The 17,276-nt window shown below is 65.1% G+C and carries 16 protein-coding genes; 6 read left to right on the top strand and 10 right to left on the bottom strand.

The features are described from left to right. Nucleotides 1-41: 41 nt before the first annotated feature. On the bottom strand, nucleotides 42-2,639 hold the full coding sequence (gene clpB, locus KKQ75_RS02930; protein WP_213360170.1) for an ATP-dependent chaperone ClpB: 2,598 nt from the start codon (nucleotides 2,637-2,639) through the stop codon (nucleotides 42-44). Between the two features lie 119 nt (nucleotides 2,640-2,758). Between clpB and KKQ75_RS02925 the strand changes: the two genes are divergently transcribed. Then, nucleotides 2,759-3,349, top strand: coding sequence for a hypothetical protein (locus KKQ75_RS02925; RefSeq protein ID WP_213360168.1), 591 nt, complete (start codon nucleotides 2,759-2,761; stop codon nucleotides 3,347-3,349). Nucleotides 3,350-3,413: 64 nt separating this feature from the next. Beyond that, nucleotides 3,414-4,244, top strand: a complete 831-nt coding sequence (gene ppsR, locus KKQ75_RS02920) for a posphoenolpyruvate synthetase regulatory kinase/phosphorylase PpsR (protein WP_213360166.1) — start codon at nucleotides 3,414-3,416, stop codon at nucleotides 4,242-4,244. Between the two features lie 10 nt (nucleotides 4,245-4,254). On the opposite strand, the gene KKQ75_RS02915 is transcribed toward ppsR, so the two are convergent. Continuing rightward, a complete protein-coding gene (locus KKQ75_RS02915; protein WP_213360164.1) occupies nucleotides 4,255-5,358 on the bottom strand; it encodes a patatin-like phospholipase family protein in 1,104 nt (367 codons plus the stop codon). Between the two features lie 241 nt (nucleotides 5,359-5,599). Between KKQ75_RS02915 and KKQ75_RS02910 the strand changes: the two genes are divergently transcribed. Together KKQ75_RS02910 and KKQ75_RS02905 are read left to right on the top strand one after the other, a co-directional pair. Beyond that, nucleotides 5,600-6,046 (top strand): RNA-binding S4 domain-containing protein, encoded by a 447-nt coding sequence (locus KKQ75_RS02910; protein WP_213360161.1) that lies wholly within the window; start codon nucleotides 5,600-5,602, stop codon nucleotides 6,044-6,046. 8 nt (nucleotides 6,047-6,054) lie between these two features. After that, entirely contained in the window at nucleotides 6,055-6,720 is a 666-nt protein-coding gene (locus KKQ75_RS02905) for a Smr/MutS family protein (RefSeq protein ID WP_213360159.1), read from the top strand. A gap of 72 nt (nucleotides 6,721-6,792) precedes the next feature. On the opposite strand, the gene KKQ75_RS02900 is transcribed toward KKQ75_RS02905, so the two are convergent. The 6 genes from KKQ75_RS02900 to hisB all read right to left on the bottom strand — a co-directional run bounded on the left by KKQ75_RS02900 (nucleotide 6,793) and on the right by hisB (nucleotide 13,016). Beyond that, a complete protein-coding gene (locus KKQ75_RS02900) occupies nucleotides 6,793-7,215 on the bottom strand; it encodes a group II truncated hemoglobin (RefSeq protein ID WP_213360157.1) in 423 nt (140 codons plus the stop codon). An 18-nt stretch (nucleotides 7,216-7,233) separates the two neighbouring features. Further along, nucleotides 7,234-9,921: an ABC transporter permease gene (locus KKQ75_RS02895; protein WP_250130979.1), complete on the bottom strand. Its 2,688-nt coding sequence runs from the start codon at nucleotides 9,919-9,921 to the stop codon at nucleotides 7,234-7,236. Nucleotides 9,922-10,085: 164 nt separating this feature from the next. Continuing rightward, a complete protein-coding gene (locus KKQ75_RS02890; RefSeq protein WP_213360154.1) occupies nucleotides 10,086-10,946 on the bottom strand; it encodes a D-hexose-6-phosphate mutarotase in 861 nt (286 codons plus the stop codon). A gap of 9 nt (nucleotides 10,947-10,955) precedes the next feature. Beyond that, complete coding sequence (hisA, locus tag KKQ75_RS02885) at nucleotides 10,956-11,705, bottom strand: 1-(5-phosphoribosyl)-5-[(5-phosphoribosylamino)methylideneamino]imidazole-4-carboxamide isomerase (protein WP_213360152.1); 750 nt, start codon at nucleotides 11,703-11,705, stop codon at nucleotides 10,956-10,958. Between the two features lie 52 nt (nucleotides 11,706-11,757). Next, a complete protein-coding gene (gene hisH / locus KKQ75_RS02880; RefSeq protein WP_213360151.1) occupies nucleotides 11,758-12,405 on the bottom strand; it encodes an imidazole glycerol phosphate synthase subunit HisH in 648 nt (215 codons plus the stop codon). After that, the gene (gene hisB / locus KKQ75_RS02875) at nucleotides 12,405-13,016 is read right to left on the bottom strand and encodes an imidazoleglycerol-phosphate dehydratase HisB (RefSeq protein WP_213360150.1); all 612 of its coding nucleotides are present in this window, start codon (nucleotides 13,014-13,016) and stop codon (nucleotides 12,405-12,407) included. Before hisB ends, hisH begins: the two co-directional genes overlap by 1 nt. 259 nt (nucleotides 13,017-13,275) lie before the next feature. Between hisB and hisC the strand changes: the two genes are divergently transcribed. Both hisC and KKQ75_RS02865 read left to right on the top strand, forming a co-directional pair. Continuing rightward, nucleotides 13,276-14,358 carry a histidinol-phosphate transaminase gene (gene hisC, locus KKQ75_RS02870; RefSeq protein ID WP_213360149.1) on the top strand — a complete coding sequence of 361 codons (1,083 nt, stop codon included), beginning with the start codon at nucleotides 13,276-13,278 and terminating at the stop codon, nucleotides 14,356-14,358. Nucleotides 14,359-14,517: 159 nt separating this feature from the next. Beyond that, the gene (locus tag KKQ75_RS02865; protein ID WP_213360148.1) at nucleotides 14,518-15,075 is read left to right on the top strand and encodes a superoxide dismutase family protein; all 558 of its coding nucleotides are present in this window, start codon (nucleotides 14,518-14,520) and stop codon (nucleotides 15,073-15,075) included. A gap of 187 nt (nucleotides 15,076-15,262) precedes the next feature. Here KKQ75_RS02865 and hisD read toward each other — a convergent pair whose 3' ends face one another. Continuing rightward, nucleotides 15,263-16,585 (bottom strand): histidinol dehydrogenase, encoded by a 1,323-nt coding sequence (gene hisD / locus KKQ75_RS02860; RefSeq protein WP_213360146.1) that lies wholly within the window; start codon nucleotides 16,583-16,585, stop codon nucleotides 15,263-15,265. 4 nt (nucleotides 16,586-16,589) lie between these two features. Further along, nucleotides 16,590-17,255 carry an ATP phosphoribosyltransferase gene (gene hisG, locus KKQ75_RS02855; protein WP_213360144.1) on the bottom strand — a complete coding sequence of 222 codons (666 nt, stop codon included), beginning with the start codon at nucleotides 17,253-17,255 and terminating at the stop codon, nucleotides 16,590-16,592. Nucleotides 17,256-17,276 lie beyond the last annotated feature (21 nt).

Genomic DNA, 17,276 nt, shown 5'->3' with positions numbered 1-17,276 from the left:
CTGCTGCCCCGGCCTTCCGGCTGTAACACCGCTTCAGCACATCACGCAGCCTCGAAACGGAACTCTCCGGGCGCGTTGACCGGATCCACACTGACCTTGATCGTGCTCTTGGGCGGGAACTTGCCCTCGAGCAGTGCCTTGGACAGCGGGTTCTCGATGCGCTGCTGGATCGCACGCTTGAGCGGACGCGCACCGAACACCGGATCGAAACCGACCTTGGCCAGCTCCTCCAGCGCAGCGGGCGACACATCCAGCTCCAGGTCCATCTTGTGCAGACGCTGCTGCAGCACCTTGAGCTGGATCCTGGCAATGTCGGCAATGTGCGCCGCACTCAGGCCGTGGAACACCACGATCTCGTCGATGCGGTTCAGGAACTCGGGGCGGAAATTCGCCTTCAGTTCATCGAACACCGCATCCTTGATCTCGTCCTGCGGGCTGCCCACCATCGCCTGGATGATGGGTGAGCCGATGTTGCTGGTCATAACGATCACGGTGTTCTTGAAGTCCACGGTGCGGCCCTGGCCGTCGGTCAGGCGGCCGTCGTCCAGCACCTGCAGCAGCACGTTGAACACGTCCGGATGGGCCTTCTCCACCTCATCCAGCAGGATCACGCTGTAGGGCTTGCGGCGCACGGCCTCGGTCAGGTAGCCACCTTCCTCGTAGCCCACGTAGCCCGGAGGCGCGCCGATCAGGCGGGCCACCGAGTGCTTCTCCATGAACTCGCTCATGTCGATGCGCACCATGTGCTCGTCGCTGTCGAACAGGAAGCCGGCCAGTGCCTTGGTCAGCTCGGTCTTGCCCACACCCGTGGGGCCCAGGAACAGGAAGGAGCCGGCCGGACGGTTCGGATCGCTCAGGCCGGAGCGCGAGCGGCGGATGGCGTTGGCCACGGCTGCAATCGCCTCTTCCTGGCCCACCACACGCTCGTGCAGCTTGGCTTCCATCATCAGCAGCTTCTCGCGCTCGCCCTGCATCATCTTAGCCACCGGAATGCCCGTGGCACGGCTCACCACCTCGGCAATCTCTTCGGCGCCCACTTGCGTGCGCAGCAGCTGGTTGCCCTTGCCCTGGCCATCGGCCGCAGTTTCCTTGTCCTGCGCTTCCTTCAGGCGGCGCTCCAGTTCGGGCAGCTTGCCGTATTGCAGCTCGGCCACCTTGTTGAAATCGCCCTTGCGGGTGGATTCCTCGATCTGGAACTTGAGCTTGTCCAGTTCCTCGCGCACCTGCTGGCTGCCCTGTGCGGCGGCCTTTTCGGATTTCCAGATCTCTTCAAGATCGGCGTATTCCTTCTGCAGGCTCTGGATTTCATCCTCGATGATTTCCAGACGCTTCTGCGAAGCCTCGTCCTTTTCCTTGTTCAGCGCCTCGCGCTCGATCTTGAGCTGGATCAGGCGGCGGTCGAGCTTGTCCATCGCCTCCGGCTTGGAGTCGATTTCCAGCTTGATCTTGGCCGCAGCCTCGTCGATCAGGTCGATCGCCTTGTCGGGCAGGAAGCGGTCGGTGATGTAGCGGTGGCTCAGTTCGGCCGCAGCCACAATGGCCGGGTCGGTGATTTCCACGCCATGGTGCACCTCGTACTTTTCCTGCAGACCGCGCAGGATGGCGATGGTCGCCTCCACGGTCGGCTCGCCCACCAGCACCTTCTGGAAACGGCGCTCCAGCGCAGCATCCTTCTCGATGTACTTGCGGTATTCGTCCAGCGTGGTGGCACCCACGCAATGCAGCTCGCCACGCGCCAGCGCCGGTTTGAGCATATTGCCCGCATCCATGGCGCCCTCGGCCTTGCCGGCGCCCACCATGGTGTGGAGTTCGTCGATGAACAGAATGGTCTGGCCTTCGTCCTTGGCCAGCTCGTTCAGCACGGTCTTCAGGCGTTCCTCGAAGTCACCACGGTACTTGGCACCCGCCAGCAGCGCTGCCATGTCGAGCGACAGCACGCGCTTGTTGCGCAGCGTGTCCGGCACTTCGCCGGAAACGATGCGCTGCGCCAGGCCTTCCACAATAGCCGTCTTGCCCACGCCCGGCTCGCCGATCAGCACCGGGTTGTTCTTGGTACGGCGCTGCAGCACCTGGATGGTGCGGCGGATTTCGTCGTCACGGCCGATCACCGGATCGAGCTTGCCCAGGCGCGCGCGCTCGGTCAGGTCGAGCGTGTATTTCTTCAGCGCCTCGCGCTGGCCTTCGGCATCGGCGCTGTCCACGCTCTGGCCGCCGCGCACGGCGTCGATTGCCGCTTCGAGGCTCTTGCGCGTCAGCCCGTTCTGGCGGGCGATGTCGCCAATGTTGCCCTTGGAATCGGCCACGGCGAGCAGGAACAGCTCGCTGGCAATGAACTGGTCATTGCGCTTGATGGCTTCCTTCTCGGTAGCCTGCAGCAGCTTGCCCAGATCGGGGCCGGGCTGCACCTGCTCCTGGCCCTGCACCTGCGGCAGGCGGTTGACCGCGCCCTCGACGGCAGTGGCCAACCCCTGCACGTTGACGCCGGCCCGCTGCAGCAGCGAGCGCGGGCCGTCCTCCTGGCGCAGCATGGCCAGCAGCACGTGGGCGGGTTCGATATAGGCGTGGTCCTTGCCCAGGGCAATGCTCTGGGCGTCTCCCAGGGCTTCCTGGAATTTGGTGGTGAGTTTGTCAAGTCGCATCAGGAAAATCCTCCTTCATTGCCCACGTATATACGTTCCAATCGGGGGCTTTCAAGGGCTGGCGACCACTGGATGCAAGCCCTGATGCGCAAACGCCACAGCCCTGCCAAAATAGGCCCATGCATGTCCATCAGATCAGCCTCCAGTACCGTCCGCTTGATGACCGCATCCTGCTGCGCATCAGTCTGCGTGAAGGCGGCGAACAAACCGCGTGGCTCACGCGCCGGCTCCTGCTCAAGCTGTGGCCACTGCTGCGCAACAGCGTGGCCGATTTCGTGGCCAAGGTGCAGGCCACCCAGGGCACCGCAGCTTCCAGCGTGGCGCTGGCCGACGGCAACACGCGCCAGTTGCTGAGCGACCTGCGCAGCAGTGCGGCCAACGAAAAGGCCGATTTTTCGCGCCCCTATGCCGAGGCCGGGAGCTCCCTCGACAACCCCCTGCTGGTGCATACCGTCAATCTCTACAGCCAGCCCCAGAAGGCCCGCTTCGCCATCGAACTGGTGGATAAACCGGCCACCCCCGATAGCCAGGCGCGCCGGCTCAAGTGGGACATGGACGAAACCACGCTGCATGCCAGCATGAAGCTGCTGGACGATGCCATCCAGGCCTCGGGCTGGGACATTCGGGCCGCCACCGCCAGCGCCGAGCCTGCACCGGCCAGCCAGACCGATTCGCTGCACGCGCTGGAACGCCCAAAATACCTGAACTGAGCCCGTCCGAAAGGGCCGCGCCGCCGCGTTACACTCGCAGCAAAACACCTTGCAGGATCGACGCATGCCCAACACCCGCTACCTCCGCACCGTATTCTTCGTCTCCGACGGCACCGGCATTACCGCCGAAACCTTCGGCAAGTCGATCATGGCGCAATTCGACATTCCGGTGCGCTACGTGCGCCTGCCGTTCATCGACAGCCTGGAGAAGGCGCGCAAGGTGGTCGAGCAGATCAACACCGTGGCCCAGAACGAGGGGGTGCGGCCCATCGTCTTCACCACGCTGGTCAACATGGACGTGGTGCACGTCATCAACGCCGACACGCACGCCGTAGTGATGGACATGTTCGCCACTTTCGTCAACCCGCTGGAGCGCGAGCTCGGCATCAAATCGCACCACCGCGTGGGCCGCTTCTCCGACGTGGCCAAGAGCCAGGCCTACCGCGACCGCATGGAAGCCATCAACTTCAGCCTGATGCACGACGACGGGCAGATGAACAAGGGCCTGGAAGAATCGGATGTGATCCTGATCGGGGTCAGCCGCAGCGGCAAGACGCCCACCTCGCTGTACCTGGCCCTGCAGTACGGCCTGAAGGTGTCCAACTATCCGCTGATTCCGGAAGATTTCGAACGCCGCCAGCTGCCCCCCTCGCTGCTGCCCTTCAAGGCCAAGCTATTCGGCCTGACCATCCAGCCCGATCGCCTGAGCGAGATCCGCAACGAGCGCCGCCCCGGCTCGCGCTACGCCAGCCTGGAAAATTGCCGCTACGAGGTAGCCGAGGCCGAGTCCATGATGCGCCGCGCCGGCGTGCGCTGGCTCTCCACCACCACCAAGTCGATCGAGGAAATCGCCACCACCATCCTGCAGGAGGTCATGCCGGATCGCGACTACTGAGCCAGCCGGCTCAGTCGTGCATCACCATGTCGTCGGAATAATCCCGGTCGATATTGATGCTGCTCTTCCTGCCAACCAGCGGATAGGCTTTCTTGAGCCAGGCCTGGGCCTGCGCACGGCCGTGCTCGAACAGGCGGTTGAGCAGCGTGGTGTCGGTAGAAATCTTGCTGTAGCTGTCCAGCCCCGACAGCATTTCGCCGCCATCGATGCGGTGCATCAGCACACGCTTGAACTCCGGTTCCTGCAGCTTGCCTTCGTCGATCAGGCGGTTGACGAAGCCGATGGTGTGCATCTGCGACAGCAGGTTGGCGTTGAAAGTGATTTCGTTGATGCGATCGGTGATCTCCGTCTGGCTGGTCGGCACGCCCGTGCGTTCGAGCGGGGCGATCTGCACCAGCAGGATATCGGCCGATTCGCAGTTGGAAATCAGCGGCGTGAGCGGCGGATTGGCGACAAAGCCGCCGTCCCAGTAGTGGTGGCCGTTGATCTCCACGGCCTGGAAGGCCTGCGGCAGGCAGGAGGATGCCATCACCGCCTGCAGGCTGATTTCCTTGCCGGTGAACACCTCTGCCTTGCCCGAGCTGATATGCGTGGCGGACAGGAACAGATGGTGCTTGCGCATGCGCGCCAGCGCATCGAAATCCACCTCGCGGCGCAGCAATTCGCGCAGCGGATTCAGATCCAGCGGGTTGAAGTTGTAGGGGGATGACCATTGCTGAAAGGCGTTGGCCAGAATGCTGCCGGGGTTGGGCAGCATGGAGAGAAACGGCACCATGCTGGCCAGGTTGTCGTTCAGTGCCGTCAGGCTGCCGGCAGCCATGACGCCCTTCCAGACGTTGCGCAGCTTGCTGCGCGCAGCCTCGTAGCAATCCATGTTTTCGGCATCGCAGCGAATCAGCCCGTCGACCAGGGCCACGGCGTTGACCGAGCCGGAACTCGCCCCGCTGATGCCCTCGAATTCCAGGCGGCCATCTTCCAGCAGGGCATCCAGCACGCCCCAGGTAAATGCACCATGCGCGCCGCCGCCCTGCAGGGCGAGATTGACCTTCTTGCGCCTTGGCAAAGCGGCTCGGGCGGAAGAGCGGGCAGAGGGGGATTTTTCTGGACGGGACATGCGCGGTTCTGGGTTTCCGTAAGCTACCAAACGCATTTTGTGCGCTGCAGCAAATCAGGGATATTACGGGAAAACGGTGTAATGCCTGTGCTGTAGTGGCCGGGATCTTGAAATTTCCTGTTTTGGTGTGACCTACGCGACAGGACTATTGCAGAGTTTACGCAACATACGGCGTTCGGGCATGCCATGTGCAAATCCGCACCGTACAGTAGGATCATCGCTTGCAGCATATTGAAAAAGAATGACAGATACTTCTTCCAGCGACCGCATGCGCATCGACAAATGGCTCTGGGCCGCGCGCTTCTACAAGACACGCGCCCTGGCCGTGGATGAAATCCACAAGGGACGGGTGCGTGTGAACGACCAGGAATGCAAGCCGGCACGCGACGTGAAGGTGGGCGACTGCATCAGCCTGCGCCAGGGCTACGCCACCCGCAGCGTGCAGGTATGCGCCCTCTCCAGCCGCCGCGGCCCGGCGCCGGAAGCACAAAAGCTGTATCAGGAAACGGAAGAAAGCCTGGCCCTGCGCAGCGCCCTGGCCGAGCAGCGCCGGCTGGCGCCGGAGCCTGCGCACAGCATCATGCAGGGACGACCCACCAAGCGCGACCGCCGCCAGCTGCAGCAGACGCGCGACGCCAATGCGCAAGGCCCCTGGGGCGATCGCTGGAGCGCCAGCCTGGATGACTGATTGCAACGATGAAACAGATTGCCAATTCCCTGAGCGACCTCAAGCACCTCAAGGCCACGCTCGACCAGCAGCGGGCCGAGGCAGCCGCACGCCTGCGTGCCGAGCAGGAAGAACGCCAGCGCCTCCAGGCCGAGCAGCGGCTGTTCGTACATGCCGTGGGCAAGGTTCAGCCGCTGTCCGGCAACCACCACGGCCGCGTGGCCCTGCGCGGGGAGCCTGTGGCGCCGCGCCCGGTTCAGCGCGAGCGTGATCACCAGGCCGTGCTGCAGGAGGCGCTGAGCGATGCCTTCGATATCACGACCCTGCTTGAAACCGACGAAACCCTGAGCTACCGCCGCCCCGGGGTGGGCCCGGACGTGGTGCGCAAGCTGCGCCAGGGCCAATGGAGCATCCAGGCCCAGCTCGACCTGCACGGGCTGCGCCGTGACGGTGCGCGCGATACGCTGGGCGCCTTCATCCGCGAATGCCAGCGCCACGATGTGCGCTGCGTGCGCATCATCACCGGCAAGGGACTGGGCTCACCGGGCAAGACTTCGGTGATCAAGCACAAGATGTACGGTTGGCTGATCCAGAAGAAGGAGGTGCTGGCTTTTGTGCAGGCCAAGCCCTCCGAGGGTGGTGCAGGAGCGCTGATCGTGCTGCTGGCGCCGCAGCATAGTGGAGCGGGCGGCTGAGCTATTCCTGATGGGCGACGGCCGCTCAATACCATGGCGGCACGCTGGCGCCCGCCTCCTGCGACTACGCTTTCAGCCGTGCCGGTTGCGCATCCAGTCGGCCGTCTGGAAAAAACTCTGGTTCAGCCGCTGGTGCAATTCGGGATCGATGCCCACATCGCCCATGGCCTGGTCCATGCAGGCGACCCACTGGTCGCGCTCCGTCTCGCCGATGGAAAATGGCAGATGGCGCGCCCGCAGGCGCGGATGGCCGAAGCGCTCGACGAAGTAGTCCGGCCCGCCGCTCCAGCCGCACAGGAACCAGAACAGGTGCTGGCGGGCACGATCCAGGCTGGGGCCATGGGCTGCGCGCAACTCGGTATAGGCCGGCTCCAGTTCCATCAAGTCGTAGAAGCGGTCCACCAGTTGCTGCAGCACCGGCTCGCCGCCGATCCACTCGAATACGGTTTCGGGGTGCGCGTTGCGCGTTGCGTTCGGGGTATCGGTATCAGACATGGCAATCCATCAGGCAATTCATTCCGTCGTCGCTGCCCGCAGCGTGGCCACCACCGGGCGGCGCAGCAGGCCGTGCAGGCTCCAGCGTCCGGCCAGCCACGACAGCAGCGATCCAGCCAGTGTCCCCGCAGGCAGCACCCACCAGGCCAGTGACCAGTCGAATTCAAACACATAGCGCGCCAGCGCCCAGCCCAGCGCCAGCGCCACCAGGGCCGCCAGCAGGCCGGCCAGGGCACCCGTTCCCGCCAGTTCGGCCGTCAGCATGCGGCCCAGCAACCGGTTGCCCGCCCCGAGTGCACGCATGATGGCCAGTTCGCGCGCCCGCTCCTCGCGCGTGGCACTGACGGTGGCAAACAGCACCACGACACCCGCTGCCAGGCCAAAGCCGAACAGCAGTTCCACCGCGCGGATCACCTGTTCGAGCACGCCCTGCACTTGGCGGATGGTGGCCGTCATGTCGATCTGGGTGATGTTGGGGAAAGTCTGCAGCAGGCGGTTGTCCAGGCTGGGCTGACCAGCAAGCGGCGGCGGTGTTCGGTAGGCCGTGATCCAGGTGGTGGCCACTTCGTCTCCCAGTGAGGCAACGGGATACATGGCGAAGAAGTTGACGTGCATCGAGGTCCAGTCGACCTTGCGCACCGATGTGATGGTGTTCTCGCGCTGTACGCCGCCCATGTCGAACAGCAGGCGGTCGCCCAGTTTCAGGCCCAGCGTTTCCATGATGCCCTGCTCCATGCTCAGGCCCCGGGCATCGCCGTCGCGCCAGCTGCCGACCACCACCGGGTTGTGCACCGGCCGTTGCGCGCTGAAGCTCAGGTTGAATTCACGGTCCACAAGCCGGCGTGCACGGTCTTCCTGAAACTGCTCGGGCGCGATTGCGCGACCATTGATGGCCACCAGGCGCCCGCGCACCATCGGGTACCAGTCGTACTGGCGCACGCCCGCCTGCTGCAACGCGGCGCGGAAAGCCTCGGCCTGGTCCGGCATGATGTTGATGACGAAGCGGTCCGGTGCATCCACAGGCGTGGCGCGCTTCCAGTCCTCCACCAGATCCGTGCGCAGCAGCAGGAGCAGCAGCAAGGCCAGCAGGCCCACGGCCAGGCTGCTGACCTGCACCATGGCAAACACCGGCCGCGCGGTCAGCTGGCGCCAGGCCAGAGACAGCCAGTGCGGCAGACGCGGTCCGCGGCGGAGCCACCCACGCAGCAGCAGCACGGCCAGCCAGCCCAGCAGCATGAACAGCAGCACGGCGCCGGCAAAGCCTCCTACGGCAATCAGACCCAGCTTGAGATCCTGGCTGGTGGCCAGCAGCAAGGCGGCGAAACCCGCAACCCCCAGCAGCACCGCGGATGCCGGCGCGGCCTTGAGCTGCCCGAGTTCGCGCCGGATCACCCGCAGCGGCGGCGTGCCGGCCAGTTGCAGCACGGGTGGCAGGCCGAATGCCAGCAACAGCGTCATGCCCACGCCCAGCCCCAGCCCGAACGGCGCCGCGCCGGGCGGCGGCAAATCGGTCTGCACCAAACCAGCCAGCAGCCAGACGAAGGCGTAATGCACCAGATAACCGAGCAACAGGCCCAGCGCACTGCCCAGTAAGCCCAACAGGGCAAATTCGAAGGTGTAGGCGAGCGCGATCTTGCGCTGTGGCAGGCCGAGCACGCGCAGCATGGCGCAATCATCCAGATGACGCGCCGCAAAGCCGCGCGCCGCCAGTGCCACGGCAACGGCACTCAGCAATGCAGCCAGCAGGGCCACCAGGTTCAGGAAATTGCCGGCGCGACCCAGTGTTTGCTGCATCTGCGGGTTGTTGCCCTCCAGCGCCTCCACCCGGATGCCATGCACATCCGGTCGCTTCAGCTCTGCCTGCGCCCAGGCGGTGTAGCTGCGCACGGCATTGGCCGGGCCGACCAGTGCCAGCCGGTAGTTCACGCGGCTTGCAGGCTGCACCAGTTGCGTGGCTGGCAGGTCTTCCAGCGCCATCATGGCGCGGGGCGCGAAGTTGACGAAGTTGTTGCCCCGGTCAGGCTCGCGCGTCAGCACTCCGCTGATGCGCAGGCGGCTTTCGCCGAGCAGCAAGTCATCGCCGATCTGCAGGCCGAGCGTATCCAGCACGGCCGGCTCGGGCCAGATCTCTCCGCGCCCGGGGCCGTGCGTAACCGCCTGTTCCTGCACCGATGTCGACATGCCGCCTGGAACAGCGACTGGGTCTGGCTTGGCAGAACTTGCCGGGACGGTAGCAGCTGTGCCGGCAGATCCTTCTGTACCTGTGGAACCTTCACGAGTCTTGCTGCCGGCGCTTGCGGCAGATGCTGGCTGCATCACCCCCAACGTCCCGCGCAAGGGATATCCGGCACTCACCGCCTTGAGCATGACCAGCCGCCCGGCCTCGCCCTTTTCCGGCGCGGTACGCGCCATGGTCGGGAAGGTCTGCGTCTGGATGGCGGTCAGGCCCAGCGCTCTGGCGCGCTCGGCAAAAGCGGCGGGGGTCGGCTGGTCGCTGCTCACCACCACATCGCCACCGAGCATCTGCGCCGCATCGCGCAGCAAGGCATTGTTCAGCCGGTCGGCAAAGAAACCAACCGCCGTCAGCGCTGCCACCGCCAGCAGCACGGCCAGCACCAGCATGCGCAACTCACCCGCGCGCACATCGCGCCAGAGCGTGCGCCAGCCCAGGCGCCAGAAGGAAATCGAAGGAGAGGAAGCTGTCATCGGATCAGGGTTTCGGTCATTGTGAAGCAACTTCCCCAACCCACGCAGGAACCCGGACAAAGCGGCCGCAAACAGCCCCTAACGGCGAGACCCCGTTCTGCTGCCATGCCCAGACAGTTTTTCCGCTCAGGACGCCCCTGCTTGTCTGGCCAATAGCCGGACAATCAGGCAACCTGCAAGGTCTGCCCGCCCTGCCAGGCTTGTCCCGGTTCCAGCGTCACCGCCGTATCGATCTGTGCTGCTTCGACACAGACAAACCGGCGATAGCCGTCAGCCGGCAGGTCCGGCAAGCTTGCGCACAAGGCGGCACCCGGATTCCACACCACGGTTTGCGCCATGCTGGCCGGCTGCGACACACGCAGCCAGTGCGAGGCCTGTTGCAGCGTGGCGCGCGGCAAAGCCGGATAGACACGGTCCACCTCGCCGGCAAATACGATGTCGCCCTGCTGTACCGGATACTCGGGATCGGCGCCCGTTACGGCATCCCAATAACGCTGGCCGTCCGCCCCGCTGATCGCCAGCGCGGCCACGTCATCCACGCCCAGATAGCTGTGCAGCGCCGTGGTGAAGGCAAACGCCTGCGCCCCGGTGTTGCGCACCTGCAGTTGCACATCCAGCCGCGCCGACAGCAGGCGTACCGTCAGGTCGACCTCGAAGTCATGCGGCCAGGCCATGATACCTTGCGCATCCTGCAACAGTGCCTCCGGCACATCGGCACGCGTCAAGCGCAGGGTAACGGCCGCATCCGACTGCTCCAGCACCCGCCAGGGCACCACGCGCGCAAAGCCGTGCTTGACCAGCGGCCCGCGCCGGTTGAACTGCGGCCAGCACACCGGAATGCCGCCGCGGATGGCCGCGCTGCGATCCAGCACCGCCTTCGGGCTGAGATAGAGCAATTCCTTGCCCTCGGCCGATGTCCATGACAGCACCTGCGCGCCGAACAGCGCCACCACGGCACGTTCGCCCGAGCGTGCCTGCAAGGTCACCACCGGCAGATCCGCCGGCAACAGGGAAATGTTGGACACGGCTGCCGCTTACTCGTCCGTACCGTTGAGCTCGTCGGCGCGATCCTGCGCAGCGGCAAAATCCAGATCGCCGCTGTAGATGGCACGGCCGGCAATCACGCCCACCACGCCTTCGTCCTCGACCGCGCACAGCTTCTCGATGTCGTCCATATTGCTCAGGCCGCCGGAGGCAATCACCGGAATCGTGCTGGCCTGCGCCAGACGCACCGTGGCCTCGATGTTCACGCCGCTCAGCATGCCGTCGCGGCCGATATCGGTATAGATGATGCTGTCCACGCCCAGGTCTTCGTACTTCTTCGCCAGATCGGTCACTTCGTGGCCGGTCAGCTTGCTCCAGCCATCGGTGGCTACCTTGCCGTCCTTGGCATCCAGGCCCACGATGATGTGGCCGCCGAAAGCGCTGCAGGCGTCGGCCAGGAAGCCGGGGTTTTTCACCGCGGCAGTGCCGATGATGACATAGCGCAGGCCGGCGTCGATGTACTGCTCGATGGTGTCCAGATCGCGGATGCCGCCGCCCAGCTGCACCGGGATTTCATCCCCGAGCTCCTGCAGGATTTCCTTCACCACGCCCAGGTTCTTGGGCTTGCCGGCAAAGGCGCCGTTCAGGTCCACCAAATGCAGGCGCCGTGCGCCCTGCTCCAGCCAGTGGACGGCCTGCGCCACCGGATCGGTATTGAAGGTGGTGACGCGGTTCATGTCGCCCTGTTGCAGGCGCACGCATTGGCCGTCTTTCAGGTCGATGGCAGGAATCAGCAGCATGATGGTCTCGAAAAATCAGAAAAAGGAATGCGGGGCCCCGACCATGCGGGAATCAGGGCTTCCAGTGCAGGAAGTTGCGGTACAGCGCCAGACCGGCGTCGGCGCTTTTCTCGGGATGGAACTGGGTGGCAAAAATATTGTCGCGCGCAATCGCGGCGGTGTAGCGGCCCCCGTAGTCGGCCTCGCCCACGCTGTGTTCGGCATTGGCCGGCGATGCAAAATAGCTGTGCAGAAAGTAGAACCAGCTGTTGTCGGCAATGCCTTCCCACACCGGATGCGGGCGGGAGATGGCAACCTGGTTCCAGCCCATCTGCGGCACTTTGAAGCGGCTGCCATCGGGCTGGGTACGGCCTTCGAGCTGGAAGCGTTTGACCTCACCGGGAAACAGTCCCAGCGCCGGCGTATCGCCCTCTTCGCTGTGCTCCAGCATCATCTGCATGCCCACGCAGACGCCGAACAGCGGCTTGTTCGCCGCCGCTTCCAGCACCGCCTGCATCATGCCGCTGTCGCGCAGGTGCTGCATGCAGTCGCGCATGGCGCCCTGGCCCGGAAGCACCACGCGCTCGGCCTGCTGGATCTGCTCGGGCTGGCGCGCAATCACCACCTCGTAGCGGTCCTCTGCCACATGCAGCATGGCCTGCGCCACCGAGCGCAGGTTGCCCATTTCATAATCAACGATCGCAACGACCGGTTTTGCCATCACAGACTGCCCTTGGTGGAAGGAATCATGCCGGCCGCACGCGGATCCAGTTCCAGCGCCTGGCGCAGCGCCCGGCCAAAGGCCTTGAACACCGTCTCGCACTGGTGGTGCGCGTTGATGCCGCGCAGGTTGTCGATGTGCAGGGTGACGCCCGCGTGGTTGACGAAGCCCTGGAAGAATTCGTACACCAATTGCGTGTCCAGCGCGCCGATCATGCCGGCAGTGAACGGGATGTGATACGTCAGGCCGGGGCGGCCGGACAGGTCGATCACCACGCGGCTCAGCGCCTCGTCCAGCGGCACATAGGCATGGCCATAGCGGCGGATGCCTTTCTTGTCGCCCACGGCACGGGCCACGGCCTGGCCGAAGGTGATGCCGATGTCTTCCACCGTGTGATGGCCGTCGATGTGCAGGTCGCCCTTGCAGGCCACGTTCAGGTCGATCAGGCCATGGCGGGCGATCTGCTCCAGCATGTGGTCGAAAAAGCCAATGCCGCTCTGGAGACTGGACGTGCCGGTGCCGTCGAGGTTGATGGCAACGGTGATGTCGGTTTCGGCAGTCTTGCGCGAAACCTCGGCAGTACGGGCGCTGGGCACGATCGGGGTGGTCATGGCGTGTGGGTTCTCCATCGCTCCCGGCCACGCGGGCCGGAGCAGGTCAGTAGGGAATTGTAGGAACGTTTGCCCGCATTTGGCCGATTGCCCGCCGGGCAGCCGGCCCGGCGCGCGGGCATGATGCACCCCTGCAACGCATTGCAGCACGGCCGGGGGCGAAGCCTCTATTGTCGCATTGCTGCGCAGCCTTATGCATACAGCGCGGGCTCCCTGCTAACATTGCTGTTTTACCGCATTGCAACATCAGGCAGAACCCATGAACCGCTACTGGAGCGCGCTGGTCCACGACCTCGTCCCCTACGTGCCGGGCGAACAGCCCAAGCTCGACAATCTGATCAAGCTCAACACCAACGAGAACCCCTACGGCCCCTCGTTGCGTGCCCTCGAAGCCATCCGCAACGCCACCGGCGACAGCCTGCGCCTGTATCCCGATCCCGAATCGGACGCGCTCAAGGCCGTGCTGGCCCAGCGCTTCGGCGTGGATCCGAAGCAGGTCTTCGTCGGCAACGGCTCCGACGAGGTGCTGGCCCATGCCTTCATGGCCCTGCTCAAGCACGACCGGGCGCTCTGGTTCCCCGACATCACCTACAGCTTCTACCCCACCTACTGCGGGCTGTACGGCATCGAGCACAAGCTGATCCCGCTGGACGACAACTTCGCCGTCCGCGCCGACGACTACCTGCCGCGCGCCGACGAACGTGCCGGCGCCATCATTTTCGCCAACCCCAACGCGCCCACCGGCAGCCCGCTGCCGCTGGGCGAGGTCGAGCGCATCGTCGCCGGCAACCCGGATGCGGTGGTGCTGGTGGATGAGGCCTATGTGGATTTCGGCGGCGAAAGCGCGACGACGCTGGTCAACAAGTACCCGAACCTGCTGGTCGTGCACACCTTTTCCAAGAGCCGCTCGCTGGCCGGCCTGCGCGTGGGTTACGCGATTGGCGATGCCGGCCTGATCGAGGCGCTGGAGCGCGTGAAGAACAGCTTCAACTCCTACCCGCTCGATCGCCTGGCACAGGCCGCCGCCGTGGCTTCGGTGGAGGATGATGCGCACTTCCGCAACAGTTGCGCCAAGGTCGTCGCCACGCGCGAGGCGCTGGTCACGCACCTGCATGCGCTGGGCTTCGAGGTGCTGCCGTCCGCCGCCAACTTCATCTTCGCGCGCCACGCCGTTCGCAGCGGTGCCGAACTGGCCAAGGCGCTGCGCGAGCGCTCCATCATCGTGCGCCATTTCAGCAAGCCGCGCATCGAGAACTTCCTGCGCATTTCCATCGGCACCGATGCGCAATCCGCCGCGCTGGTGCAGGCGCTGGTGGACATCCTCGGCCAGGAAACGGCCTGATTCGGGGGACGGGCGATTATGATAATCCTGTCATGATCGCCTGCTATATTGGCCTGCCATCAGGCCGCCAGCGTGCATCCGGAGGGGTTTTGCTGACCCGGACAGGCAGGGCCCGGGCCTGAAGCCAGTTCCGTCAACACAACCCAAGGGAAACCCAGAATGTCCAAATCCGTGATTGCCCCCGCCCTGTCCCTGCTGCTGGTCGCCGCCCTCGCCGGCTGCGCCTCCAGCACCGCCAGCAAGCCGGCCGCCAAGCCCGCCGAGAAGAAGCCTTCCGGCATCACTGCGCAGCTTGCCCCCACCGAGGCCAACGGCACCGTCAAGGGCGACATCAAGTTCGTCCAGCGCGACGGCAACGTCGTGGTCAGCGGCACCATCAAGGGCCTGCCGCCCAAAACCTGGCATGGCTTCCACGTGCATGAGAACGGCTCCTGTGCCGACAAGGGCAACGCGGCTGGCGGCCACTTCAACCCCACCGGCAAGCCGCATGGCGCGCACGGCGTGGGCGAACACCACGTGGGCGACATGCCCCCGCTGTACGCCGACTCCAAGGGTGAAGCCGCCGTCGACATCACCAGCACCAGCCTGGCACTGAGCGGCCCCAACAGCATCATCGGCAAGGCCGTGATCGTGCACGAGAAGGATGACGACGTGACGGCCCAGCCGGCCGGCAACGCCGGTGCGCGCATTGCCTGCGGTATCGTGACCTCCAACTGATAGCCGGAGGCCAACCCGGAACCGGACTGGCCCCCGATTTCCATCCAAAAAGACAATGACCGGCTGGCCGGTCATTGTCTTTTGAGCCTTGGGTTGCTGCTCGCCTTGTACGTTGCGCAACGCATGCCGCAACTTGTTCCGTGCCCCCTGCTGTCCGCGCTCGCTGCATTCTGCATTCAGCCGGCGCTCAATCCCTCAAGCGCATCTCCGCCGCACGCGCGTGACCCTGCAGGCCCTCGCCATGTGCCAGCACGCTGGCAATGCGTCCCAGCTCCTGCGCACCCTGCTCGCTCACCTCGATGATGCTGCTGCGCTTCTGGAAGTCGTACACGCCCAGCGGTGAACTGAAACGGGCCGTGCCGCTGGTCGGCAACACGTGGTTGGGGCCGGCACAGTAATCGCCCAGGCTCTCGCTGGTATAAGCCCCAAGGAAAATGGCGCCCGCGTGCTTGAGCAGCGGCTCCCAGCGATGCGGCTCGCGGCTGCTCACCTCCAGGTGTTCAGGCGCGATGCGGTTGCTGATGGCGCAGGCTTCTTCCATGCTGGCGGTCTGGATCAGCGCACCGCGGCCGTTCAGACTCGTGGCAATGATGTCGGCGCGTGGCATTTCGGGCAGCAGCCTGTCGATAGCAGCCTGCACCGCGTCGATATAGGCCGCATCCGGGCACAGCAGGATGGACTGCGCCAGTTCGTCATGCTCGGCCTGGCTGAACAGGTCCATCGCCACCCATTCGGCCGGCGTGCTGCCATCGGCCAGCACCAGGATTTCGCTCGGGCCGGCAATCATGTCGATGCCCACGGTACCGAACACGCGGCGCTTGGCACTGGCCACGTAGGCGTTGCCGGGGCCGGTCACCTTGTCCACCTTGGGGACGGTCGCCGTGCCATAGGCCAGCGCTGCCACGGCCTGCGCGCCGCCAATGGTGAAGGCGCGCGACACGCCCGCCACATAGGCAGCCGCCAGCACCAGCGCATTGCGCTCGCCGCGCGGCGTCGGAACCACCATGATGATGTCTTCCACGCCCGCCACATGCGCCGGAATGGCGTTCATCAGCACGGAGGACGGATAGGCCGCCTTGCCCCCCGGGACATAGATGCCCACGCGGTCGAGCGGGGTCACTTTCTGGCCTAGCAGCGTGCCGTCGGCATCGCGGTAGGTCCAGCTCTGGCCGCTGGCGCGCTTCTGGGCCTCGTGGTACGTGCGCACACGCGCCGCTGCGGCCTGCAATGCCTGCTTCTGCACGTCCGGCAGGCTGTCGAAAGCGGCTTTGAGTTCGTCCTGCTTCAGCTCCAGCTCGGCCATGCCGGTTGCCTGCAGGCCGTCGAAGCGCGCCGTGTACTCGAGCACGGCGGCGTCGCCACGCTGCTGCACGTCAGCCAGGATATCGGCCACGCGCTGCTCGATGGCGGCATCGGTGTCGGCGCTCCAGTGCAGGCGCGCCAGAAAGGCGGCCTCGAAGTCAGGCTGGGAGGTGGACAGGCGAAGGGGTTTGGCTTGCAGGGTGCTCATGCGTTCAGTCTACAACTTCCGGCTTTTTCACGGCCTTGGCAAAGGTATCGATCAGGTGGCGGATCGGCTGCTGCTTGAGCTTGAGCGCGGCCTGGTTCACCACCAGGCGCGAGCTGATCGGCATGATGTGCTCGACTTCCACCAGGTTGTTGGCCTTGAGCGTGCCGCCGGTGCTGACCAGATCGACGATGGCGTCGGCCATGCCGGTCAGCGGCGCCAGCTCCATGCTGCCGTAGAGCTTGATGATGTCCACGTGCACGCCCTTGGCGGCAAAGAACTCGCGCGCGATGTTGACGTACTTGGTCGCCACACGCAGGCGCGCGCCCTGGCGCACCTTGCCGGCGTAGTCGAAGTCGGCCGGCACGGCCACGCTCATGCGGCAGCGCGCGATCTGCAGGTCCAGCGGCTGGTACAGGCTGGTTTCGCCCCACTCGGCGCAGTGCTCGATCAGGGTGTCCTTGCCGACCACGCCGATGTCGGCGCCGCCATATTGAACGTAGGTGGGCACATCGGTGGCGCGCACCAGCACCACGCGCACATCCGGCTTGTTGGTGGGCAGGATCAGCTTGCGCGATTTCTCGGGGTTCTCGAGCACCTCGATTTCGGCCGCCGCCAGCAGCGGCAGGGTTTCGTCAAAGATGCGTCCTTTGGACAGGGCCAGGGTAATCATGGGAAAAATCCGTTGGATGCC

The sequence above is a fragment of the Brachymonas denitrificans genome, from assembly GCF_907163135.1.
Lineage (GTDB): Bacteria > Pseudomonadota > Gammaproteobacteria > Burkholderiales > Burkholderiaceae_C > Brachymonas > Brachymonas denitrificans_A.
Note: the sequence above shows the minus strand (reverse complement) of the source record. Positions and strands in the feature narration are given on the sequence as shown.

Excerpts from the sequence above, each read along its gene's own strand:
- clpB (WP_213360170.1), bottom strand. The coding sequence starts at position 2,639 with ATGCGACTTGACAAACTCACCACCAAATTCCAGGAAGCCCTGGGAGAC.
- KKQ75_RS02925 (WP_213360168.1), top strand. The coding sequence starts at position 2,759 with ATGCATGTCCATCAGATCAGCCTCCAGTACCGTCCGCTTGATGACCGC.
- ppsR (WP_213360166.1), top strand. The coding sequence starts at position 3,414 with ATGCCCAACACCCGCTACCTCCGCACCGTATTCTTCGTCTCCGACGGC.
- KKQ75_RS02915 (WP_213360164.1), bottom strand. The coding sequence starts at position 5,358 with ATGTCCCGTCCAGAAAAATCCCCCTCTGCCCGCTCTTCCGCCCGAGCC.
- KKQ75_RS02910 (WP_213360161.1), top strand. The coding sequence starts at position 5,600 with ATGACAGATACTTCTTCCAGCGACCGCATGCGCATCGACAAATGGCTC.
- KKQ75_RS02905 (WP_213360159.1), top strand. The coding sequence starts at position 6,055 with ATGAAACAGATTGCCAATTCCCTGAGCGACCTCAAGCACCTCAAGGCC.
- KKQ75_RS02900 (WP_213360157.1), bottom strand. The coding sequence starts at position 7,215 with ATGTCTGATACCGATACCCCGAACGCAACGCGCAACGCGCACCCCGAA.
- KKQ75_RS02895 (WP_250130979.1), bottom strand. The coding sequence starts at position 9,921 with ATGACAGCTTCCTCTCCTTCGATTTCCTTCTGGCGCCTGGGCTGGCGC.
- hisA (WP_213360152.1), bottom strand. The coding sequence starts at position 11,705 with ATGCTGCTGATTCCTGCCATCGACCTGAAAGACGGCCAATGCGTGCGC.
- hisH (WP_213360151.1), bottom strand. The coding sequence starts at position 12,405 with ATGGCAAAACCGGTCGTTGCGATCGTTGATTATGAAATGGGCAACCTG.
- hisB (WP_213360150.1), bottom strand. The coding sequence starts at position 13,016 with ATGACCACCCCGATCGTGCCCAGCGCCCGTACTGCCGAGGTTTCGCGC.
- hisC (WP_213360149.1), top strand. The coding sequence starts at position 13,276 with ATGAACCGCTACTGGAGCGCGCTGGTCCACGACCTCGTCCCCTACGTG.
- KKQ75_RS02865 (WP_213360148.1), top strand. The coding sequence starts at position 14,518 with ATGTCCAAATCCGTGATTGCCCCCGCCCTGTCCCTGCTGCTGGTCGCC.
- hisD (WP_213360146.1), bottom strand. The coding sequence starts at position 16,585 with ATGAGCACCCTGCAAGCCAAACCCCTTCGCCTGTCCACCTCCCAGCCT.
- hisG (WP_213360144.1), bottom strand. The coding sequence starts at position 17,255 with ATGATTACCCTGGCCCTGTCCAAAGGACGCATCTTTGACGAAACCCTG.